The sequence below is a fragment of the Phytohabitans sp. LZ39 genome, from assembly GCF_059359075.1.
Genome location: NZ_JCADBM010000013.1, coordinates 261,268 through 282,617 on the forward strand (window position 1 = coordinate 261,268; position 21,350 = coordinate 282,617).

Below are 21,350 nucleotides of genomic sequence, written 5' to 3' on the forward strand. Positions count from 1 at the left end.
GCCGACGGCGGCCGGCCCGCGACCGGTTGGTCATCTGGTCAGCTGCTCGCGCACGACGATGCGCACGTGGCGGCGCAGTTGTCGCTGGTGTCGCAGCGACGCACCGTGTAGCCGTCACCGGTGTCGAGCGTCACCTGGACGTCCAGCTCGAAATCGAGCAGTGCGTCGGGCTCGGCGAGGTCGGCCCGGTCCAGGACCGCGCCACTGATGGTTCCCGGGGTCATCTGATCGCTCCTTCGACAGGGTGGATGTGGCCACCTGGACCCGCACGGTCCAGGAGATCGCGGTTCCTGCCGCTCGGCCGGTGGAAGGGTCTGCCGCCGCCCGTGGGGTGGCTCCTGCCAGGGAGTGCGGGCACAGGCGGCGGCAGACCCGGTCTTCGTGCCGTCAGCCGGTCGGCTGCGCGCCGGGCAACGGGCTGCGGTGGGTCAGGCCGGCGAAGAACGCCTGATACACGTGCACGAGATCGTCTGCGAGTTCCTCGCACTGGGCCTGGTCGATCGGGATGTTGTTGCGGTCGGCGTAGGCCGCGATCCGCTGCGCCGCCACGGTGACGACCGCCTTGGCAGCGTCCGAGTTGACCGGGAGCATCACGCCGTTGCCTCCTGCACGGTCGAACCGGCCGCTCGGCTGCCGCCGGATAGGTCGTCGGCCGCCTCCTGGAAAATCTCGACGGAACGGACCGGTTCCAGGGCGGTCTCCTTGAGCTTGGCGAATATGTCCACGTAGCGGTCAGCGTCCGTGGCTTCCACGGCGAGACGTCCGGTGAGGTGGTCGACCAGCGCGACCGGCGGGTACGGGCGCGGCGGCATGCAGACGGTGAACGCGCCGTCCAGGCCGGGGTGCCAGCCGGTCCGGTCGGGCAGAACCCGGATGTCCACGTGCGGTCGCTCCACGGTGCGGGTCAAGAACTCGAGCTGCTGGTGCAGTACCGCCCGGCCGCCCACGATCCGGGCAGCACCTGCTCCTCCAGCAGGATGGTCAACCGGGTGCGCGGCGGGTCGTCCAACTGCTGCTGCCGGCCGATCAGCCGGGCGACGATCTGATCGACCTGCCGCCCGTCCTGAACCGTCTGCCGGACGATGGTCTCGGCGTAGTCGCGGGTCTGCACCACCTCCGGGACCAGGAGTGGGGCGTAGATACACAGCTCCTCGGCCTTGGCCTGCAACCACCAGGGATCGATCGGCAGCAATCCCTTCCCGTTCGTGGGCAAGAGGCTGTCGTAGCGGCTCGTGACCGGCTGCCACTGGTTGATCTGCCACGCCGACTGCGACAGCTCGATCAGCTGCGACCGCTTGAGTTCGTCGTAGACGCCATAGACGTCGAGCAGGGCGATGACGTGGTCGCGGCGGAACGGCCACTCCGCCCGCTCGTAGCGGGCGAGAGTGGAGAATTCGACGCCGAGGTGCGCCGCGATGTACTTCAGTGTCAGCCCTCGGTCCTCCCGCAGCTTACGCATCTGCTCGCCCAGGTATTGGGCGCGGATGGTCTGGATGAACTGTTCCCGTTTGGTCGGCACGGTCGTGCCCCTCTCCTTAACTGTTCGATTCGATGGGTAGGTCGATGGCGAGGCCGCCGATCAACGCCGCCGACTCGACCTGCGTGGTGGCGGCGTCCCAGAGCCGGTCGAACATCCCCGCATACACCTCGGCCACCGCACCCTCATGGATGGCCACGCCACGGACGTGGCCGGCGCAAGCCACCCGCCGCGAATAGGGCTCAGGCAGCTCGAACAGCGTGAACCAGCCATCCGCCCAAGGCACGTAGCTGGCCTCGTCCGGTAGGACCCGGACTTGGATGCGGTCGCTGCGGCGCAGCTTGGTTAGGTATCCGAGCTGGCCGGGCAGTGTGCGGGCGGCGCCGCCGACCGGTCGGCGGAGTACGGATTCGGCGAGCACCGCGCGGACGTCGGTTACTCGGCCGTTCTCCACGGTCTCCTGCCGGTCCCGGTAGGTCTGTACCCACCAGCCCACCTGCATGTCCGAGATGTCCTTCACCTCACAGCGGATGACCGCCTCCACGTACTCCGGCGTCCGCAGCAGCGGCGGCATCAGCACTGGTCCGTAGCAGCAGATCCGGTGCGCGACCGACTCCAGCCACAGGTAGTCCAACATGGACACGTCCAGGTCGGGTCCGGCGAAGTCGTCCTGCCACCGCGGTAGCCGGAACACCTGACGCGCCAGCCCTAGCAGGTGATCACGCTCGACCCGGTCGTGGATCCCGTACACGTCCAACAGCGCGGCTACCTTGTCGAACACGAACACCTGCCGCCCGTGCTCATGAGCCGCGAGATCGGCGAACTGCACACCCAGGACGTTGGCGACGTACTTCAGTGTCAGCCCACGATCCTCACGCAGCTCACGCAACCCGCGACCCAGCCACCGCGACCGCAGCGACGACTCGTCACGATCACGACGCGATGGCACGCTTACCTCCGTGCTCACGATCGGCTTCTCGTGCCGCACGATTTAGCGCAGGCATGTCAAAGCCTCCTCACCCGGGGACAACTGGGCACCGCGAGCCGACAGTTAGCTGTCGGCTCCGTGCCAAGAAGGAAGCTAGGCGAATTGCGCGGGAATTTGATTACCTGTGGTAATCAGACTGTGCCCAGCCGCGTCGCAAGATCCTGCAAATCCCGGCCCCCGGCGGCCTTGCGTGCACGCCGCAACATCGCGCCGACCGTTTCCCGAACCGGCGGTGACAGCCGGACCCGTTGCGGCGCGATCGACTCGGCACGCAGCAGATACGTCAGCGCTTCCCGGTCATGCCTCTTCGTCTGAGCCAGCGCCCTGCCGAGGTCCGCGAAGTAGGTCGCCTTACGTGCGCGGGCGCCGATATGGCTGACATTAACGTCGGCGAGCTTCAGTGCTCGACCGCCGTCGCCCAACTCGGCGTAGACACCAGCACGCCAAATCTTGGCGTTGGTCGGGCCGAACCACATCTGCGCGAAGTTACCTTCACCAGTCCTGGCCGCGACTTGATCCGCCTCATTAAGGTGGGCGTACGCGTTGGAGCTATCGCCAGACACGGCTGAGAACAACGCGGCGGTGAAATGAAGCATCCCATAGACCTGCGCCGCCGCACCGTCGCCTGACGACGGCTCGAGTTGCGCGATCGCTCTTGGCAACCGGCGCGCGGCGAGGTCCTTGCTCTCCGGCGGGAGCGAATGGACCATCGCGAACTCAGCCACACCGAGCCACGCCGGGTCGCCCAACCGGCTAGCAGTCCGGGAAGCCTGGCCGGAGGCCAGCAGGGCGAGATCGGGATAGCCCAGGTACTTGGCCGCGAACGTCGCGGCGTACGTGGTCCAGGAGAGCAGCCGCAGCGCCGCGGGCTCGTCGCCGAACGAGTAGAGGTCGCGCAGCAGATCAGGCAGCATCGGGACGAGCTGATCGTATCGACAGGCGTTGTGAAGGTCCGCTGCCACCGCAGTCGCCTGGCGCAGCTCGTCGATCGACCGCCGCGGCTCGCGACGATCGTCGAGCGCCAGAGCCAGCAGTGCTGCCCGGACTGAGGGGACGGCACCAGCCGCGGCGGTGTGCTCGATGGTCTGCGGATCGTAAGGCTGGCCGGTCAGGTCAGCGACCGACACCTGTAGAGCTCCGGCGAGGGCAACCTGCAAGCTGCGTTTGTCGACCGCCTTTGTGCCGGCTTCGATCTGCGCGATATACCCCTGACTGACACCGGCGAGCCCCGCCAGTTGGCGTTGGCTGAGGCTTCGCTTCAGCCGCCAATGCCGGACCCGAATTCCGATGTGGTCACCGCGCACGGCCATCCCCGCCTCAAATCCCTATCCATCGCTACCTGAAAGTCGCGCGGCCACCTGCTCGCGAACGTCCTTCAGATGAGCCAGGAGTGCGTCCCACGGAAACAGCTCAGCGGCCGATGGACCCATGTCCGGCGTCGGCAAAGGATAGACCTCAGGATCGAAGATCAACGTCACACCCCACTCCCGAAGTGATCGAACGCTGGCCCGAAAGGCTGGGTGCCTCGCGAGGGCGACGTTTGGCGTCGGCACCGCCACAATTGGCAGCCCCAGCCCAATCGCCTCATTCAAAATCCCAAGCGCCAGGGTGTCGCTGCTACCGCCAGCGAGCTTGTTGATCGTATTGAAGGTCGCCGGTGCGACGGCGAGCGCGTCCGGGCGTGGCAGCACATCCGGCTCATCCGGCTGCTTGTAGTCATACCGCACGACGTGTCCCGTGATCTCCGCTAACACAGGGGCGTCGACGAACTTCCGCCCGGACGGCGTGACGATGACACACACCTCCCAGCCGTCCTGCTGCAACGTGGGGATATAGCTGGGCAGGTCGCCGGCGGGACGCCCGCCACAAGCGACGACATACAGAACCGGCTTGCGCACCAACCCATCATGGCGGACGGTCAGCCGTGCTGCACCAACGCCTTCCGGTCGGTGGCCACCGACGATGTCCACGACGCGATCCAGCTGGCAGCAGCGTTCGCCCGACTCTGATCGATGTCCCCCGGTCCGGCCCCTCCCACGCGGTCGCCGACGAGACGCTGCGCTGGACGCTGCTGCAGAGATTTACAGTCGCTGTGGGATCTGGCAACGTGGATGATTCCGCCACCGGGCGGACAGCCGCCCGGCGGGTGACGGCTGTCCGCGCGGCCACCCTGGACAAATCCTAGACAACACGCGCCATAGAGACCGCTATGACAATTTGGGCGATTTGTATGGCGCCAGATGGGGCGGGTGTAGCGCATATGGCGTCGGGCGCGCTGATCGAGCGAGTGTCAATAGCAGTCGATGCGTATTGTCGATCGCCTGCCCTGCGCAAGGGATGCGGCCGGTATGGGTGGGTCGAGGCAGACGGTGGCAGGGGTCTGCCGGCCGGAGGTGCCGGGGTCGCGCCGGGCGGCTTCCGGTACGGCTTCCGCACGACGCAAGTTGCGCTCACTGTCGAGCAGCGCTGCAACGTCGATGGGCAGCAGGATGCCCTCCGTATCGAGGCGAAACTGGGTCAGTGGCCGGAACGCGAAAGCGATGTCGTCGCCGGGGCATGGCGGGTGGTGCCAGTCGTAGACACCGGGGTCGGCCGCAAGGTACCAATCCTGGCCCGCGCGGTGGGGCGCGCCGTACCCGATAGCCAGTCGTGCCGCATCGACATCGAGCTTCCAGAGGGGCAGGCCCTCGCGCAGCACGATCCGCGGGTCGTGCCTGATGCTGGGATGCCACAGCCAGACGTCGGCGATGCCGCGGTCTGTGTAGGCATGATGGCGGGCCACCCAGTCCGGGTCGGGTAGGAGTTGGTGCTGGAGTTCGACCGCGAGCTGGGCGCCGCCGGTGAACGTGACCATCACGTCGGCGCGGCGGCTGCCGTCGACGAGCCAATGCTCGGACTGAACGGCCTGGATATTTGGTAGGGCTGCGGCCCAGCGGGCGACGAGGTGCTTGCCCGCGCTGTGCCAGAGGGTTTCGGGACGGTGTCCGCCCGCCGGAGCCATACCGGGTGGATGGGCAAAGTGCGCGCGACGGACGCCCTGGTGGCGACCGCGGACGACGAGCGGAACTATGGTGCCGGCCGGGGTCTGGTCACCGATATAGCAGTGATGGCAGATCAGGGTGGCGTCACCGCGTCGGAAACTCTTCGCGTGCCACACGGACAGTGGCGCGTCGTCGATGTGCACTTCTTTGCCGGTGGCCAGGTCGAGCCCGACAACCAGCAGGTCGGAGGCGGTCGTGGTCATGAGGAGCTCCTTCGTCAGGAACGGCGGGTACTACCGGATCGCCCACTGGCCATGCGCAGGGGCAAGCGACGGCAGACGTCAAGCTGGAGATAGCGCGGAAAGCGAAGAAGTCCTGAGATTCAGAGAGGCCGCAGGTGATTGGTCAGTCGACGCGGATCGTGGTGGCGTCGGTGATAATCGTTGTTCGTCGGTGCGGCGAATATCGAGATTTGTAAGTCCGTGCCGAGCCTCGGCATCGACGATTATAGCTCGCCGGCCGGCACTCACGTCTGCCAGGATCGTGTTGCGCCAGCGCGGCGCCCCGGCACGCACTCGCGTTGACACCGCGGCACAGTCAGTACGGCATGGCCGTCGGTGCCGGCCTCACCGCCGTCTACGTTTAACTGTCCAGTTGCACCATGTGTGCTGGATGCGGGATCCGCGACCTCACGAGACGCCATGGGGCCCGGAACGGTGGTGCTTCCTGCCCATGGTTCACGCACCGTTCAGCCGCTATCGTCAATGCGTGATCGATGGACCTCGGGTCGACCCGGATGGCTACGGGCAGGATCGCAGTGCAGATAGTTGGACGCCGACGCTGCTTATCCATGAAGATCTCACACCACTGCCCGTTGTCGATCAAGCATTGCCAATTATCGGACTGTTTGCCCGTCTGGTGGGGCGGGGGCCGCTTGCCCGGTACCGGGTTGCGATTCTGCGTGAGCTGGCGACGCAGCCACGGGCTCGACTGTCGATCCGGGTGATACAGGACTGCGTTGCGTGGATGGATCCGCTGTCCGTGTCGCGGCTGGTTCAAGATTTGCGTACCGCCGAACTGCTGTCCTACGACAGCCGCACCAGCGTCTATCAGCTCACTCGCGAAGCGAGGGTTGTGGCCGCGGTGTGCGGTGCGCTCACCACAACCGGCGTGGACTACAGCCGGATCATCAAGGTCTTGTCCGCCACGATGCGGCTGGCGGAAGCGATGAACGCGCCGTCGCAGATGGCCTACGAGGCGTTCCTCAACGCCATTGCGGTCCTTGAACTCGATTATGAGGAGCTACGCGGTCTGCTGAACGACTTCTCCGAAGAGGCGCTGCTGGAAGCGGCGCGTATGGCCGGGACACACGTCCAGGACATGCAAACGCTGCTTGAGGAGCAGCAAGACATGTTCGCGCGGTTCCAGGGTGATCCTCTTTTCCTGGAGCACGATCAACGGGCGCATGACGTCATCGCGAGCGTCGGGCGGCTTGCTGACGAGGTCGTCACGCACTTGTCCCGCCGCGCTGACCTGCGTCTTCGTGGGACGCTACGGGTGGATCGCCAAGATCTGCGTAAGGCCATCGAAGAAACCGGCGTGGAGGAGCTTGCCGACTTGGTGAGAGACAGCGCCCGCAGTCCGGTCTTCCTGTCAGCCGTCAACACGGTCGCGGCATTCACCGCCTTGGACGATTACCTTGGGCGGATCCGGGAGCGTCCGCTGCCGCCTCCCCCGCCGAGCGCACTGTCGATTCGTGCTCCGTTGACCGTCGGCGACAACCCCGTCGACCGAGCGGTCAGCGCGCTGGAACGGTTGGCCGCATCCGGCAGCGCGCTGCTGTCCGACTGGGTGGTGGACAACGGCTGGGACGAGGCCCTGCGACGCAACGTCCAGGCCGTCGAGGCGTGGTCGAGGCACGGACCGAGCGGCGACGGCACTCTCCGCGCCGTACTGGACGCCAGAACCGACCTTCTACGGTTGGACATGTTCGATGTCGGCTGGATGTCGGCGACCTGGGTAAGAAGCCCTTCGGCTGGAGCCGCCGATGACGCCGACTGAGATCAGCGGCGCCCTTCTCGTGGCCATGCTGCCCGCCCGTGAGGTGCCAGAACTTCGCGACGACGACGTACGCCAGGAGGTAGAACTTCGGCTCAGCGAGGTCGGCTGCGAGCTGATCTATTCTCACCATTTCGACTGCTGGACCGCCCGCTTGTCACGCGCGCTGCCGGACATCAATCTCAACAACTCGCCGCAGGCACTCGACACGAAGGACCTTGCGGTGCTCGCGGTCTGCTGGCTGCATCTGCGGTTCCTGCCTATGGAGAACTCACGCCTGCCTCTCGACGAGGATGGACTGTTCCCGGAGGAGGACACCGTCGTCGAGGTTCCCCTCGATCAAGCCGACATCATCGGTCAGCTTCCCACGCTTCACCCACGGTCCATCGAGATCTCCATAACGAAGCTGAAGCGAACCCGGTTCCTCGTCCAACGCGACGGTCAGCTGCTTGCGGGGCCAATGATGGACGCGTTGGATGAGGTCCGCGCCAGCGAGCAGGCGCGCCGGCTGCTGCTGCGACACCAGAGGCTGCTGCGCGCGCAGCGCGCAACAGGTGGAGCCGACAGCGAAGCGGGCGAGGAGGCCACTGGTACGACGGTCGACGGCGGGAGTGACGATGCCGCAGATTGAGGAGGCGCAGTTCGTCTACTGGGGCTCGATGCGGCCGGACATCATTCCACTCGCCGCGCCCGGGATCACGATGGCCGTAGGTCCGAACGGCTCCGGGAAGAGCTGCTGGCTCGACGGCTTGAAGATCATCCTCGGCGTGAGCGACCTGTCCGGACACCGCACGCCGGGAAGCTACATCTTCAACGGCAAGCCTTCCGGCGTACCAGCCGACCAAGCATGGCTGCGGGCAACCTTCGCCAACCCGAGGCACCCCGGGCAGTCGCACCGCGTGTTTGCCGTTGCCGGACCCGGACTCGACGTCGAACACGTGACCGTGGTCTGCCGCGTACGGGGCGACAAACGTCAGTACCTTTTCCTGCCCGGCCGCGTGACGTGGGGCGCCGACGTCAACGCCGAACTCGATGACCTCATGGAGCGCTACCCGGAGAGCAAGTGGAAAGGCCCGGACCAGTACGACACCATTCTCACCCGAGCGGGGGTCACCAAAGCCCTCCGGGGAGTCCTGGCCCTGCCGCAAGGCGCGACCGACCGGCTCGTTGCCGAGCGCCCCAGCGGGCTGATGAAGCGGCTGCTCGACTTGACCGGACGGCAAGAGACTCTGGAAAAGTTCCGGCTGGCCAAGGTGAAACACGACGAAGCCGTCATCGCGCACCGTGACGCCAAGCGGCGATACGAGCAGAAGCAGATCGACGTCGAACGCCTCGGGATTCAGCTGAGTCAGCATCGCGCCTGGATGCGTGACAGGACGAGGCTCACCGAGATCGACGAGGTTCTACTACCCGCAGCACGCCATTTCGAAGCCGACAACGACCTGGACGCAATCAAGAGGGAGATCAAGTCCAAGGAGGCCGACCAAGCGCGGCTGCACCAGGAAGCGGAGGAGTTGCAGCGCGAGCACCGCACAGCTGAACAAGACCTGGCCCTGCTGACCCAGCAGCTTCCGGGTGTCACGCGATGCCGCAAGGCGCTGGAAGGTGATCTCTCCGAGGCCAACACCATGTACGGACAGGCCCGCGAACGCTTCGCCCGCGCTTGGGATGAGCTGCGCTCCGCACGGGCGGCAACCGGAGGGCTCACCGTCCCGGACGTCGATGCACAAGTCGTCGAAGCCGAGGCCGAACTGGCCGCGGCTCTCCATGCGCGCCAGGATGCCGGTGGAGATCATGAACGCAGCCACGCGGATGGCGAACGCATCCGCCGGGGCGGAACCCTGGCACCGCCTGCGGTACGCGCCTTCCTCGACCAACTACGGGCAATCGGCGTGAGCGCGTCGACCGTCGGTGATCTTCTTGAAGCCACCGCGGACGACGACGCCCATGCCGAGCACATGCAAGCCGCACTCGGTGACACCATCTGGGGCATCCTCGTGCCCGACGGCCAGTACCGGTCCGCATGCCAGCAGGCGATTGACGCGGCCTACACCTGGCCCATCATCCGCCGCGGCACGGGCGCACCGCTCGACATCCTCACGACCGCCGCGCCGCCCGAGTTACACGGCCTCCTCGCACACCTCGACGCGACAGCGGCCGCCAACATGGACGAGGTCGGGCATTTGAACGCGAATGGCACCCCTGCAACTACCACTAACGGCATGCGGCATGGCCCTGTGGTCTCCCGGCTCACCCCCGTACGCGATCCGGTGCTTCATCCCGACGCCCGCGCCCGCACGATGGCGCAACTCGAAAATGCCGCCGACCAGGCGCGGCGACAATCCGACGAGATCGACGCCGCGGTACCGTCGCTACGCTATCGCCTGAGCCAGGCATACGCACTGTCTGAAACGGTCCGTGGACTCGAATCAACAAGACTCGACTTTCGAGTCGCCTGCGGCGACCTAGCACGCATCAGGCTCGGACGCAACATGATCGGAAACGAACTCACAAGGGTCGGCCGGCAGGAGCGCGAACTGCTCGGGCGGATCGAACGCGACAAGGCCGAAGTCAACAAGCTGGCCGAGAAGGCCAAGGCCAGGAAGAGCGAGGGTGAGCAAGCCGTCACCGAGTTGGAGGTGCTCAACAAGAAACGAGTCGCATGTGAGATCGACCTTGCCGATCATCCGCTTCCGCCACAGTACACAGGCACTGAGACGGCCCGGCTGAAGCCGGCGGAGCTTCAACTCGAACGCGACCGGCTCGCCCTCGACGTGGCGGACACCGCACGGTACCCGCTCGACGTTCGCGATCCGATCATCGTGAGCCAGCACGAGGCAGAAAAGGACCGTCTGGTTAGTGTCGAAGAACTCATCACGGACAAGAGCGGAGAGATGGAGAAGCGGGCCAGGCTCGTCCAAAGCGCCCGCGCAAGCTACGACGAGCATATTCGCGCTGTGGTCCGGGAATTACGTGCCCGGTTCATCGAGATCTGCCAGATCGCTGGAATCGTCGGGGATATTCGACTCGTTCCCGGAGATGTCCCCGACGAATATGGCGTTGACGTCCTGGTGGCACACAAAGCAGGCGAGAACCCCGTCTCATACCAAGACGACAGCCACTCCGGAGGCCAAGGGACCAAGATCTCGATTCTGCTGCTGCTCGCAGCCATGAGTTTGGGGCGCACCGCGGACCTCCTGATCGTCGACGAGCACAAGGCACACTTGGACGGAACCAACAACAGCCAGATCATCGAAATCATGCGGAATCTCGGAACCAAGGTGCAGTTCGTGCTGAGTGCCCCGACCAACGCCAAAGACACCGACGAAGAAGCGGACTGGTGTGACGTGCAAGTAAGTTTCCTGCCGCGAGAGCCAGGCGCGGCGTTCAGCCCGCCCGTCCGGTTGATGTCCCGGCTTGGCGCCGGTCAACTCGAAGAACGATTCCGATCACTACAACAGCCACTCATTTAGGGCCACACGAATGGCACGTTCGAGCGACACCGAAGGCGTCCGGATCGGCCGCAAGTACGCCCACGGCCGACGCATCCATCCGGTAGCAGCCACCGAAGAGGCGCACACGGTCATCTCCCGCCTCGACCCGGCCGCCGCCACTGCTGCCCGCGCCCTGCTGCGACGCGCACTGCCCACTGAATCGATCACCGGCGTATTCGTTCGCCCGGAAGAGGAGCAGGTGGCGGCGATACTCGCCACGTGTGGGGTGCTACGGCTGGAGGAGAAGGTCGAAGGCACCGCGGCGCTCTACCACTGGCGAGCCTACCGGGCACAGATCGCGGACGGCCGTCGCGACGAGGTCCGCCACACGCTCGGCAAGCTCGAACCCGATCACGCGCGGCACACCCTCCTCGCCGCGATCTTCTCAACCAACGAACTAGCCGACGAGCACGCCCGCCTCTCCGCGGCGCCCCACGGCAGTCCGCTCCGTGTACCAGAGGGCACACGTGCTCGAACGACGAAATGGTCCGTCTACGACGCAGCCCTGCGCGCAGCGGCTGGCTGGTACCGCGCCACCGCCAACGACGAGAGACTCTCCGCCCGCGAACTGGCAGCCAAAGAACTCGGCTGGTCCAAAGCCTGGACCGACGCGCGCATCGCGGCCTTTGAACGCATCATCGGCGTGCCCTTCGACCAAGCGGTAGAGACTGCGGAGCCGGAGGTCCGGCTCCGCGGGCCGCTACGGTGGACAGGCGACGACGTCATCGTGGACGCCTCCGCAGCACGTCCATGGGTCGCGATCCCAGCCCGCAGCGCACAACAGTTCGGCACCCTCGACTACTCGGACATCCACGGAGTCCTGATCGTCGAGAACCTCGACACGTTCGAAGCGATATGCCGCCACTCCGACGTTCCCGACACCTGGCTGTGCCTTTGGGGGCATGGCTACGTCAACAACAGCCTGGTAAGCCTCGTCAAGCTCATCGACAAACCCACTGTCTGCTGGTCTGACCTGGACGCGCACGGCGTCGCGATCGTCGGAGATGTCCAGGCCCGCTCCGGCGTCGCGGTCACGCCGATCTTCATGACCGTCGAACTACACGCGGCCTCGGCATTCCTGGAACAAGACGAAGAACAACGCGCCCTCGCCTCACGCCTGGCCACCAACGGACATCCGATGCTGAGAGACTTGGCCGCACAGGTGGCCAGAACCGGAGTTGGCCGTGAGCAGGAGACGATGCACCACCTAATCCCGAAGCTTGAGCATCACCTTGCACAGGTCGCAGCACCGGCGAATGCGGGAACCGACGCCGTACCCTGACCCGGGTGGAAACTGATCCATGGTGGAGCCTGTCCGAGTTGAACGCCGGGGCACCCGATCACTATCACGACTCAACCGTTAGAACCTCGCGGGCGGCCCCCATGTAGCGGTCCGAGTCTCGGCTGTGGTGGGTCAGCGTTGCCGGGCGCGGCGCTCGGCCGACAACAGGTCCGCTACCAGCGGCCGAACCATAGGCAGGTCCACCGTGGCTGGTGCTGCCGGCTCGAACCGCGGCCGGTAGGTGCGAAGCTGCTCAGCGGCGCGGCGGGCGTCGCGGGCCTGATCCAGTCGGTCCTGTGCCTGGCGCAAGTCGGCCAGGCTCTCCGCCAACGCGGCGAGGGTGTAGATCAGGTGCAGGGCGGCCGTAGTGTCCTGGTCCCGGGATACCGCGCCTAAGACGGCGATGAGCCGGGCCATGCTGCGCAGGTGTCCTGCCTGCCAGACCCGGCGTGACGGCACCCGGCCGCATAGGTCATGGGCGGCGCGGTCGAACCAGTCGGCCGCGTCGGTCAGCGGCCCACCCGCCTCGCCTTCCCACGCCCGTGCGGTGGCAGTCAGCAGGTCGGCGGCGGCGTACGCGATGGCTGAGGCGAGGCCGGAAATCGGCGCCGCGCGCATCGCGGCGGCGGCGTCCCGCACCGTCTCGGCCGCGCGGCGGGACACTTGCGGCGGGATCATCCCGGTCGCGGCGAGCCGCGCCGCGTTCCCGCCTCGCGGTGGTGTCCCGGCCCACCGGGACCGCAGTCGTGGCAACGTCAGGTCCGGGGCGAGGCGGCCCCCGCCGTACCACACCGTGGTACCGACCGCGGTGACATGCGCGTCCAACCCGACCGCGTACCCGATTACCCGCCCCGGGTCACGCGCACTGCACCGAAGCCTGACCAGCACGCCCGCCTGCTGGAGCCGGGCGAAGAAATCCACCTCGTCCGTGGCGATGGCGGCCACCTCGCGCACTCGACGACGCAGCACCTCACGCGGCGCCACCGTGGGCCCCGCCCGCTCGCCTGGCCTGGCGCTGCCAGTCTTGGCGTCCAGTCGGGCGGCCTTGTTCAGCTCGGCCGAGCTGGGCCATCGGCGCGACCCGGCACCGGCAGGCGCCACCCGGTACAGCCCATAGCGCTCCTCCAGGTCCCGGCACGCGGCCTGCGCCTTGCGCTTGTCGTAGCTGATCCACGCGGTGCGCCGGTCCTGGCGCACCGTCGTGGCCACCACGTGCACATGGTCCGGAGCGTGGCGCACCGCGAGCCACCGCACCGCCCGGGTATCGCCGTACGGGGCCAACCCTACGGCGGCCATCACCTCACCGGCGATGTGCGCCCACTGCGCATCCGTCAGTATCCGGTCGGTGGGGTGTGTACGGATTGAACAGTGCCACACCGGGCGGGCCGGCGGCTTCCACCCCACCGCGACCGGCTGCTCCAACAGCTCCGTCAGCCGGCGTACATCCCGGCGGCCGGCCGCGTCGGTCGGCGGCTCTAGCTCGGCTAGGCTGCCCGCCCCGTCCCACGCCGCGATCAGGTGCGCGTCGGTGTGCTCCTCCCGGCGGCCCGGCCCGAACAGGTACCGCAACAGGCCACCGACGTTCCGGCCGCGTGAGTGGACTGCGGGTATCACTGGACCCGCCGGTGCAACGCCGCGATCACCTCATCCACGGCACCGAGGGTCCGCCCGCACATCGTCACCACGGTGCACAGCCATACAGGCGCCTGCCCGCTGCTGTTGAACGCGGCAACGGCCTGGTTGAGGTTCGTGCCGACCCGGTTCACGGCCGTGCGCAGGTCGAACAGCTCCACCTGCACCCCGGCTAGGGCCTCGAACTCCAGCCGCTCGGGCTCGACCGTGGCCGTCTCGCCCCGCGCGGCGGCCAGCGCCGCCACGGCGCAGAACCCGGTCGGGGTCAACCCGGCCCGGCGGGCGGCGGCAGCCACCTCCGCGTGCTCAGCGACGGTGAAACTCGGGCTTATCCGCAACGTGCGGCCCGGGAACTCGTGCCGGCGATCACGGCCAGCCCGCTGACGCGGGACGCGAGCCCACTCGCCGTGCGCCTGCCCGTCCACAACCGACCGTCCCTCCCGGCGAACTGTTCGCCGCTAAGGGAATCGTCGGCGCTGGGGGTTAGCGGAACCGTTGCCGTAACGCGCTACGGGTGCCCCGCCGCACGACGGTGGCCCGCCAACAACACCTGCTGACCGCGCTCGGTCGGCACGTGTTGTTGCAAGACCCTTCAACTTGCTCACCCAAGATCAACTACGCGCGGGCGCTACGGGTTAGCGGTCGGGGTCCGGGCACGGCACGCTCGACGTGGCTGCGGGCACCTCGAACTCGCGCGGGCGCACGGGCGGCAGATGCGCTTGGCTCCGATTCGGCTGTACCGGCCAAGACACGTAACGGCCCATGTCGGCGGGAATCTGGTCACCCGAACCGGTCGGCTCGCGGCACTCGGTGCCGGGCGGCTCCACCAGGTCCACCTTGAGACCGCGCCGGCGGCCGAGCCGGCCCAGCCGGGATGAATGCCGCCCGGCTGTTCCGAGGCCAGCGTGCCGGAACGGCCCGCCCGTTCCGGGTGGGCCGTTCCACCCATGCCGCCGGAATGCCGGCACCCTCCGGAACGGACCGGGCGTCCTGCCGCACGCGATGGGGTAGAACGGCGGAACGGCGCGGCGTGCGCTTCCTGGTTCCGCTTCCAGTTCCGCTCGCCAAGCGAACGGAAGTGGAAGCGTACGGCGCCCGGGTCGGCCTATGGCGGCGGCTGGTAGCGCTGCCGGCGCGCCGTTACCACGGTGGCGTTACCCGTAGCGCTCCCGGATACGCGAAGAGCCAGTGACCTGCGGCGCTAATGGGTCCGCTAACCCTGTAGCGGTCGCTCGACCGCTGCCAGCTCTGGCCGTTCCGGGGGCCGCTTCGGCGCTTGCGGACGGGGCCGGTGTCAACTGGCACCCCTCCGGGCCGCCGGCCGGAACCGTCCGGCCATTCCGACGGCCGTTCCGCGTGCCCCGCCGGGCGTTCCGGAACGGCCCGGCTTCCGCTTCCTGGTTCCGTTCCGCACGGCCAGCCCGGCGGTGCGGAAGCGGAAGCGACCAGAAGTGGAGGTCGCGCCCCGGCGTCCTGACGCTGGTAGCGAGGGTAGCGGCGGGCGTGGGCGTTAGGTCGGATGTCGTGTCGTCAACACGCTGGCGCAGGTGTTGTCTGTCGTCACCAGGCGCGGGGTAGAGCTTCTGCAGCCCCCGTAGCGCTGCCGGTAGCCCGTAGCGCTCCTGCTCGGACGCCCAGCCAGTTCGACCGGACGAGCCGGCACGGACGTGCCAACTTTTCCGGCGCCTACTAACGGCTCGTAGCGGGCCACACCAACACGTGTCAGCGCATCCGCTACCGGCTGCCACTGGTCGCGACGCCGCTAACCCTTGCGCGTCATCCTCGACGTCAAGGGCCGGGACCGAGCTGCGCCTTGGCTGGGCACAGCGTCAGCACCGAGCGCGGGGATCGGCCAGGCAGTGACGAGCAGGAGGCAGCCGTGAGCAAGCGAGTACCGACTCCCGACGAGATCCGGGCCTGGCCCGTAACGGTGGACGTCCCGACCGCCGGTCGCGCGTTCGGCGTCGGCCGCGACGAGGCTTACCGCCTTGCCCGCGAAGGCCGCTTCCCGGTCCCGGTGCTGCACCTTGGACGGTACCTACGCGTCACGCGCGCTGCTGTGCTGAACGCGCTCGGCATCACCGACCAGGTGACGACAGGAGCCGTCGGCTCACACGAACAGCCGCGGTATCCATAGTGGACAAGGGGAACGCCGGTAGTATTTGCCAGAGCGATAGATTGTGCTCATGGTTTGTCATCACTTACGCTATATTCAGCCCACAACGATGACAAGAGGACCATGTATGGCCCGCCAGCTCGGCGCGATTTCACAAATTCACACCGACTCCGACGGGCACCAATGGCACCTGACCGTGCACTGGGCGGACATAGACGGCACGGCAACCCCGGTCGGCCTGGACCTGCGCGCGTTCACCAGCGACGGCCGAGCACGTGTACAGCCGACCGGCGGCGTGCTGACCGCCGCCGTCCTCCGCTCGTTGCGGGTCGCGGAGATCGTCGAGGCGACCCGGCGCGAAGGCGCGTGGACCGCACCGACCGTCAAGAGGACCACCGCGGCGCGCCGGAGCAGCGTCAAAACACCGCCGAAGCGGCCGGGCCGCCCAGCAGAGCGGGGTGACGACTTCGTAGCGACGGTCGCCGCCCTCTATCACGAAGCGAAGGCACAAGGAGGTGAGCCAGCTCGCAAGCCGTGGCCGTACGTCACCGGCCAACTCAAGGCCCGAGGCTTCGGCGACGTCACCGACGGCCAGTTGAGGAACTGGTCACGCAGGGCCAAGAAACTTAACCTGCTACCCGCGAAGGAGAGGAAGTGAACCGAAGATCGCCGAAGTACGGCAAGGGCGTGTTCCAGCGCTGCGACGCCGGCTGCCCGCCGCAGGGCAAGGTCTGCAAGACCCACTCCTGGGCGTACCACGTCGAGCTGTCCGCCGGCCCCAACGGCAAACGCCGACAATGGACCAAGGGCGGCTTTTCCAGCGCCAAGGCCGCCGTAGAGGCCCGTGCCGAGATCCTCGCCGCTGACCAGGCCGGCACCCTGCCCACCGACGGCAAGCAGACCGTCGGGGCATGGCTCACCGACTGGCTGGACGGCAAGGTCGGCGCAGAAGCGATCCGGCCAACCACCGAGGTCGGCTATCGCGGTCACGTCGACAACTACCTGATCCCTTACCTCGGCCATCTGCGCCTGATCGATCTACGCCCACAGCATGTCACCAGGATGCTCATCGACATCCGGAGCGAGCACGACGAGCGCATCGCCGAGGCGAAGGAGACCAACGAGCGGCTCCAGGCCGAAGCCGACGCGGTAAACGGCGAAGGAGACCAACGAGCGGCTCCAGGCCGAAGCCGACGCGGTAAACGGCGAAGGAGACCAACGAGCGGCTCCAGGCCGAAGCCGACGCGGTAAACGGCGAAGGAGACCAACGAGCGGCTCCAGGCCGAAGCCGACGCGGTAAACGCCGAACGGGCCGCGGCGGGCAAGCGTCCGGTAAAGGCCCGGCGGGTTCCGGTGCCGCGGCCGTTCAGCCCGGTCACGGCCCAGCGTGTGCGGGCGACGCTGCGTAGCGCGCTCAACGCCGCGCTACGAGCGGGCGAGGTGTCCCGCAACGTCGCGGCCCTCGCCGACGTCGCTCGAGGCGCCCGCCCACGGGTGAAGGTCTGGGAGCCGGAGCAGCTCGGCGAGTTCCTCGATGCCATCGCAGCCGACGGTGAGCGGCTGTATCCGATGCTGCACCTGGCGGCGTTCGCCGGGCTGCGGCGGGGTGAACTCTGCGGGCTGCGCTGGTGCGACGTCGACCTGGACGCCTGCGTTGTCGACGTGGCCTGGCAGCGGACCGCCGCCCGGCACAAGGTGGTGGAGTCCAGGCCGAAAACGGACGGGTCGGAGTCGATGGTCGACATCGACGAAGGCACGGCCGAGGTCCTCCGGGTGTGGCGAAAGCAGCAGCTCGAAGAGCGGCTCGCCTGGGGGCCGGCCTGGCAGGACACCGGGCTCGTCTTCACCCGCGAGGACGGCTCCGGCCAGCACCCGGACTTCGTCACCTACCGGTTCGAGAAGCTCGTCGCCCGTCACGGACTGCCCAAGATCTCATTGCACAAGCTGCGCCACCTCGCGGCCAGCCTCCAGCTCGCCGCCGGCGTCGACATCGCGATCGTCAGCAAGCGTCTCCGGCACAGCTCAATCAAGATCACGAACGACACCTACGGCCACCTCATCGGCACGGTAGGCCGGGACGCCGCAGAAGCGGCGGCAGCGCTCGTCCCACTGAAGACGCGGAAGAGCGCGTAGCAGAGCAAGATCCCTAGCATTTCCCTAGCAATCCAGGTCCCGAGCAGATCAACTGGATCACCAGGCCGGACATAATCCCAGGTCAGTACTTGTGGGGCGGGCGGGACTCGAACCCGCGACCGAGGGATTATGAGTCCCCTGCTCTAACCTGCTGAGCTACCGCCCCCTGCTGGCGCGGGGATCGTATCCCGCAGGCGGTGCTAGCGGCCACTGACCCGCCGGCTGGGGAAGGCCGCGGCCGAACCGGACGAGCGGGCCCATTGGAAGCGTGAGCTCCCCCATTTGGACTCGAACCAAAAACCTGCCGGTTAACAGCCGGCTGCTCTGCCAATTGAGCTATGGGGGATCGAGCTGGCATCGGATCGCTCCGGCGCCGCGCGACTGCACAAGAGTACAGGACGGTGTGGGGCGTGGGGCTACAGGGTTACCCGGGACACGCCAGTGCCAAATCGGGACATTCTGCCGCTCGGGGCCCAAGGGTGCATGGACGCGAGGCAGGATGGGTACGTACCCCGTGTAGAAGACCACTGGGAAGGAGCCGCTATGCGCGGAAAGCTGTGGTTCATCGGCGGGCTGGCTGCGGGCTTCGTCCTGGGTGCCCGCGCCGGCCGGGAGAAGTACGAGGAGCTGGTCCTCAACGCCCGTAAGGTGTGGGACCACCCCACGGTGCAGGAGGCCGCCGGCGTCGCGCAGGCGCAGGCCAACCGCCTCTACGAGGAGGGCAAGGACCGCTTGGCCCACACCCGGGTCGGCGAGAAGCTCACCGGGCACACGGACGACGCGCTGACGGCGTCGACCACCTCCACCGGATCCGCGAGCGCGAATCGCAACAACAGCACCATCTGACCCGTCGGGTCGGATCGCGAACAGCAACCATGTGACCCCGCACAGAAGGATGGGCCCGGCCGCGGTGGCCGGGCCCATCCGTGTACCCGACGAGGGTCAGTCTTTGCTCGAGAAGGCCGCGTCGAACGCTGCCTGGGGTGCGTCGAAGGCCAGGCGGCGCACGAACTGGAGCGCCTCGGGCGCGCCGACGAGCCGGTCCATGCCGGCGTCTTCCCACTCGATGGAGATCGGGCCGTCGTAGCCGATCGCGTTGAGCGCGCGGAAGCAGTCTTCCCACGGCACGTCGCCGTGGCCGGTGGAGACGAAGTCCCAGCCGCGGCGCATGTCGGCCCAGGGCAGGTGGGAGGAGAGGCGGCCGCGGCGGCCGTCGCCCGTGCGGACCTTCGCGTCCTTGCAGTCGACGTGGTAGATGCGGTCGGCGAAGTCGAAGATGAAGTTGACCGGGTCGAGCTCCTGCCACACGAAGTGCGACGGGTCCCAGTTGAGCCCGAAGGCGGGGCGGTGACCGATCGCCTCGAGCGTGCGCTTGGTGGTCCAGTAGTCGTACGCGATCTCGCTGGGGTGCACCTCGTGTGCGAAGCGGACGCCCTCCTCGTCGAAGACGTCGAGGATCGGGTTCCACCGGTTGGCGAAGTCTTCGTATCCCTTTTCGATCATCGAGGGCGGCACCGGCGGGAACATGGCCAGGGTGTGCCAGATCGACGAGCCGGTGAAGCCGACGACGGTGCGGACGCCCAGCTTGGCCGCCGCGCGAGCCGTGTCGGCAAGCTCCGCTGCCGCCCGCTGCCGCACACCCTCTGGCGAGCCGTCGCCCCAGATGCGGGCGGGCAGGATGCCCTGGTGGCGCTCGTCGATGGGGTGGTCGCAGACCGCCTGCCCGACGAGGTGGTTGGAGATCGCGAAGACCTGGAGGTTGTACTTGGCGAGCGTCTCGCGCTTGCGCTCGACGTACCCGTCTTCGTTTACCGCCTTGTCCACTTCGAAGTGGTCGCCCCAGCAGGCGATCTCCAGGCCGTCGTAGCCCCAGTCGGAGGCCAGCCGGCACATCTCCTCGAATGGCAGATCGGCCCACTGGCCGGTGAACAGCGTGATCGGTCGGGCCATGTCCCTCTCCTGTAAGAGCGATGGACGGCGCGAGGAGACCGGTCCGGTGCATGCAGCGGCGCGGCCCCGGACGGCGGGTGGCGGTGGACTCCGGGCGGGTTGCGCCTCCCGCCCGGACGCACACCCACGCCCGGTCAACGCCAGCCCCAACTCTAGGCTGCCCACCGCCCCACGAAAAGCCCGCCGGCGTCAGCGCCCGTGCCGCTGCCGCTCCGTCTCGCATCACCCGACGGTGCGAAGGTAGTGACGGTGAGCGGCACGCAGGGTATCGTCGCGCGGGACGCCGGCGCGGTGCGTACTCCCGAAAAGCTGGCGCGTGTCCTCGACCCCCAGGCATCGGCCGAACGGATGATCTGAGCGGTTGAATGGTGATTCCATAAATCGTCGTTAAGGAATCGCCGCGTAGCTTTAAATCATCATTTGCAGCTTGGCGGAAGCTCAATGCTGACTCATATGGTGGCTGCACTCAGCGAACGAGAGCCGCGCTCGGCTTCCAGAAAAAGGTGCACCATGTACAGGTCGGCACGACGGCAAAAGGGTCTCCTGTCCACGCGCAGAAACCGGATCATCGCGATCATCGGCACCCTCGCCGTCTTCGGCGGCGTCATCGCGGTCACCCAGGTGTCCAACGCGGGGAGCAACCGCGATCGCAACCGTCCCGCGGCGGCCCAGTGCCGACCCGCTCCGAACGGCACCGCGCCCGCCGGGCAGCAGAACGTCACCGAAAGCCGGCAGAACGGCCGCACGGTCCGCAACTACTGGGGTGACGGCCAGGCCTGCACCACCCAGGTGAGCAGCACGCCGACGATCTCCTGTCCCACCGTCGCCGACCGCCTACCGGAGGTGCCGGCGCGGGCCCGCGAGGAGGTGGACCGCAACCTCGCCCAGCTGGAGACGCAGATCGCCGAAGCCAACCGGCGGCTTGCCTCGAGCGCCGGCCAGGGCGGTCCGAACTTCGTGCAGAACGCCATCCTCGGCCCGCTGGCCGACAAGCGCCGCGCGGCGCTCGACCGGATCACCATCGCGATCGACCGGGCCGGGCCGCGGCCGCAAGGGCTTCAGGCATTGGCCACCTGCACCGTCAGCAACGGCAACGGCGGCGGCGGTAACAACCCCGGCGCGCCCAACCAGCCCGCCACCAGCGCGCCGCCGTCGGCGCCCCCGCCGCTGGACTTCGGTCCGGACGAGTGCTCCGAGGGCAACGACCTCCAGCTGCACGACGGCTTCCAGAACGGCAAC

At 67.5% G+C, this 21,350-nt stretch carries 20 protein-coding genes, 2 tRNA genes and 1 pseudogene; 10 read left to right on the forward strand and 13 right to left on the reverse strand.

Annotated elements, in window-relative coordinates; genetic code table 11:
• Positions 1-38: 38 nt before the first annotated feature.
• The 8 genes from AC5L36_RS25160 to AC5L36_RS25195 form a co-directional block, all read right to left on the reverse strand.
• Positions 39-224: an FxLD family lanthipeptide gene (locus AC5L36_RS25160; RefSeq protein WP_441220520.1), complete on the reverse strand. Its 186-nt coding sequence runs from the start codon at positions 222-224 to the stop codon at positions 39-41.
• A 163-nt stretch (positions 225-387) separates the two neighbouring features.
• On the reverse strand, positions 388-594 hold the full coding sequence (locus AC5L36_RS25165; protein ID WP_441220522.1) for a hypothetical protein: 207 nt from the start codon (positions 592-594) through the stop codon (positions 388-390).
• Positions 591-947 carry a Scr1 family TA system antitoxin-like transcriptional regulator gene (locus AC5L36_RS25170; RefSeq protein WP_441220524.1) on the reverse strand — a complete coding sequence of 119 codons (357 nt, stop codon included), beginning with the start codon at positions 945-947 and terminating at the stop codon, positions 591-593. The genes AC5L36_RS25165 and AC5L36_RS25170 overlap by 4 nt, the downstream gene beginning before the upstream one ends.
• Positions 905-1,519: a Scr1 family TA system antitoxin-like transcriptional regulator gene (locus AC5L36_RS25175; RefSeq protein ID WP_441220526.1), complete on the reverse strand. Its 615-nt coding sequence runs from the start codon at positions 1,517-1,519 to the stop codon at positions 905-907. Before AC5L36_RS25175 ends, AC5L36_RS25170 begins: the two co-directional genes overlap by 43 nt.
• A gap of 16 nt (positions 1,520-1,535) precedes the next feature.
• The gene (locus AC5L36_RS25180; protein WP_441220528.1) at positions 1,536-2,444 is read right to left on the reverse strand and encodes a helix-turn-helix domain-containing protein; all 909 of its coding nucleotides are present in this window, start codon (positions 2,442-2,444) and stop codon (positions 1,536-1,538) included.
• A gap of 152 nt (positions 2,445-2,596) precedes the next feature.
• Positions 2,597-3,775 carry a helix-turn-helix domain-containing protein gene (locus AC5L36_RS25185; protein WP_441220530.1) on the reverse strand — a complete coding sequence of 393 codons (1,179 nt, stop codon included), beginning with the start codon at positions 3,773-3,775 and terminating at the stop codon, positions 2,597-2,599.
• Positions 3,776-3,790: 15 nt separating this feature from the next.
• On the reverse strand, positions 3,791-4,435 hold the full coding sequence (locus AC5L36_RS25190) for a flavoprotein (RefSeq protein WP_441220532.1): 645 nt from the start codon (positions 4,433-4,435) through the stop codon (positions 3,791-3,793).
• Positions 4,436-4,755: 320 nt separating this feature from the next.
• Entirely contained in the window at positions 4,756-5,709 is a 954-nt protein-coding gene (locus tag AC5L36_RS25195; protein WP_441220534.1) for a competence protein CoiA family protein, read from the reverse strand.
• A 505-nt stretch (positions 5,710-6,214) separates the two neighbouring features.
• Between AC5L36_RS25195 and AC5L36_RS25200 the strand changes: the two genes are divergently transcribed.
• Genes AC5L36_RS25200 through AC5L36_RS25215 form a run of 4 tightly spaced genes read left to right on the forward strand, consistent with a single transcriptional unit; the run spans position 6,215 to position 12,280 of the window.
• Positions 6,215-7,507 (forward strand): hypothetical protein, encoded by a 1,293-nt coding sequence (locus AC5L36_RS25200; RefSeq protein ID WP_441220535.1) that lies wholly within the window; start codon positions 6,215-6,217, stop codon positions 7,505-7,507.
• Complete coding sequence (locus AC5L36_RS25205) at positions 7,494-8,135, forward strand: hypothetical protein (protein ID WP_441220537.1); 642 nt, start codon at positions 7,494-7,496, stop codon at positions 8,133-8,135. The genes AC5L36_RS25200 and AC5L36_RS25205 overlap by 14 nt, the downstream gene beginning before the upstream one ends.
• A complete protein-coding gene (locus AC5L36_RS25210) occupies positions 8,122-10,977 on the forward strand; it encodes a hypothetical protein (RefSeq protein WP_441220539.1) in 2,856 nt (951 codons plus the stop codon). Before AC5L36_RS25205 ends, AC5L36_RS25210 begins: the two co-directional genes overlap by 14 nt.
• Before the next feature lie 10 nt (positions 10,978-10,987).
• Positions 10,988-12,280, forward strand: coding sequence for a Wadjet anti-phage system protein JetD domain-containing protein (locus AC5L36_RS25215; protein WP_441220540.1), 1,293 nt, complete (start codon positions 10,988-10,990; stop codon positions 12,278-12,280).
• 132 nt (positions 12,281-12,412) lie between these two features.
• On the opposite strand, the gene AC5L36_RS25220 is transcribed toward AC5L36_RS25215, so the two are convergent.
• Together AC5L36_RS25220 and AC5L36_RS25225 are read right to left on the reverse strand one after the other, a co-directional pair.
• Positions 12,413-13,849 carry a relaxase/mobilization nuclease domain-containing protein gene (locus tag AC5L36_RS25220; protein WP_441220544.1) on the reverse strand — a complete coding sequence of 479 codons (1,437 nt, stop codon included), beginning with the start codon at positions 13,847-13,849 and terminating at the stop codon, positions 12,413-12,415.
• A gap of 41 nt (positions 13,850-13,890) precedes the next feature.
• Positions 13,891-14,208 carry a hypothetical protein gene (locus AC5L36_RS25225; RefSeq protein WP_441220546.1) on the reverse strand — a complete coding sequence of 106 codons (318 nt, stop codon included), beginning with the start codon at positions 14,206-14,208 and terminating at the stop codon, positions 13,891-13,893.
• Between the two features lie 1,583 nt (positions 14,209-15,791).
• Between AC5L36_RS25225 and AC5L36_RS25230 the strand changes: the two genes are divergently transcribed.
• The 4 genes from AC5L36_RS25230 (at position 15,792) to AC5L36_RS25245 (ending at position 18,161) form a co-directional block, all read left to right on the forward strand.
• Positions 15,792-16,049, forward strand: coding sequence for a DNA-binding protein (locus tag AC5L36_RS25230; protein WP_441220548.1), 258 nt, complete (start codon positions 15,792-15,794; stop codon positions 16,047-16,049).
• 106 nt (positions 16,050-16,155) lie between these two features.
• The gene (locus AC5L36_RS25235; protein WP_441220549.1) at positions 16,156-16,686 is read left to right on the forward strand and encodes a hypothetical protein; all 531 of its coding nucleotides are present in this window, start codon (positions 16,156-16,158) and stop codon (positions 16,684-16,686) included.
• A complete protein-coding gene (locus AC5L36_RS25240) occupies positions 16,683-17,279 on the forward strand; it encodes an Arm DNA-binding domain-containing protein (protein WP_441220551.1) in 597 nt (198 codons plus the stop codon). The genes AC5L36_RS25235 and AC5L36_RS25240 overlap by 4 nt, the downstream gene beginning before the upstream one ends.
• Before the next feature lie 102 nt (positions 17,280-17,381).
• Complete coding sequence (locus AC5L36_RS25245; protein ID WP_441220553.1) at positions 17,382-18,161, forward strand: tyrosine-type recombinase/integrase; 780 nt, start codon at positions 17,382-17,384, stop codon at positions 18,159-18,161.
• Between the two features lie 92 nt (positions 18,162-18,253).
• Here AC5L36_RS25245 and AC5L36_RS25250 read toward each other — a convergent pair.
• Positions 18,254-18,327: transfer RNA gene (locus AC5L36_RS25250), tRNA-Ile, on the reverse strand.
• Between the two features lie 107 nt (positions 18,328-18,434).
• Positions 18,435-18,507 (reverse strand) — tRNA-Asn (locus tag AC5L36_RS25255).
• Between the two features lie 197 nt (positions 18,508-18,704).
• Between AC5L36_RS25255 and AC5L36_RS25260 the strand changes: the two genes are divergently transcribed.
• Positions 18,705-19,007, forward strand: a complete 303-nt coding sequence (locus tag AC5L36_RS25260) for a hypothetical protein (protein ID WP_441220555.1) — start codon at positions 18,705-18,707, stop codon at positions 19,005-19,007.
• Positions 19,008-19,103: 96 nt separating this feature from the next.
• Here AC5L36_RS25260 and AC5L36_RS25265 read toward each other — a convergent pair whose 3' ends face one another.
• Positions 19,104-20,111 carry a sugar phosphate isomerase/epimerase family protein gene (locus AC5L36_RS25265; protein WP_441220557.1) on the reverse strand — a complete coding sequence of 336 codons (1,008 nt, stop codon included), beginning with the start codon at positions 20,109-20,111 and terminating at the stop codon, positions 19,104-19,106.
• A 510-nt stretch (positions 20,112-20,621) separates the two neighbouring features.
• Here AC5L36_RS25265 and AC5L36_RS25270 point away from each other — a divergent pair.
• Positions 20,622-21,350: pseudogene (locus AC5L36_RS25270) on the forward strand (hypothetical protein); the annotation flags it as partial.

What these genes read in the sequence shown, in the direction of transcription:
- AC5L36_RS25195 (WP_441220534.1), bottom strand. Translation starts at nt 5,709, where the DNA reads ATGACCACGACCGCCTCCGACCTGCTGGTTGTCGGGCTCGACCTGGCC.
- AC5L36_RS25215 (WP_441220540.1), top strand. Translation starts at nt 10,988, where the DNA reads ATGGCACGTTCGAGCGACACCGAAGGCGTCCGGATCGGCCGCAAGTAC.
- AC5L36_RS25210 (WP_441220539.1), top strand. Translation starts at nt 8,122, where the DNA reads ATGCCGCAGATTGAGGAGGCGCAGTTCGTCTACTGGGGCTCGATGCGG.
- AC5L36_RS25185 (WP_441220530.1), bottom strand. Translation starts at nt 3,775, where the DNA reads ATGGCCGTGCGCGGTGACCACATCGGAATTCGGGTCCGGCATTGGCGG.
- AC5L36_RS25265 (WP_441220557.1), bottom strand. Translation starts at nt 20,111, where the DNA reads ATGGCCCGACCGATCACGCTGTTCACCGGCCAGTGGGCCGATCTGCCA.
- AC5L36_RS25160 (WP_441220520.1), bottom strand. Translation starts at nt 224, where the DNA reads ATGACCCCGGGAACCATCAGTGGCGCGGTCCTGGACCGGGCCGACCTC.
- AC5L36_RS25205 (WP_441220537.1), top strand. Translation starts at nt 7,494, where the DNA reads ATGACGCCGACTGAGATCAGCGGCGCCCTTCTCGTGGCCATGCTGCCC.
- AC5L36_RS25235 (WP_441220549.1), top strand. Translation starts at nt 16,156, where the DNA reads ATGGCCCGCCAGCTCGGCGCGATTTCACAAATTCACACCGACTCCGAC.
- AC5L36_RS25260 (WP_441220555.1), top strand. Translation starts at nt 18,705, where the DNA reads ATGCGCGGAAAGCTGTGGTTCATCGGCGGGCTGGCTGCGGGCTTCGTC.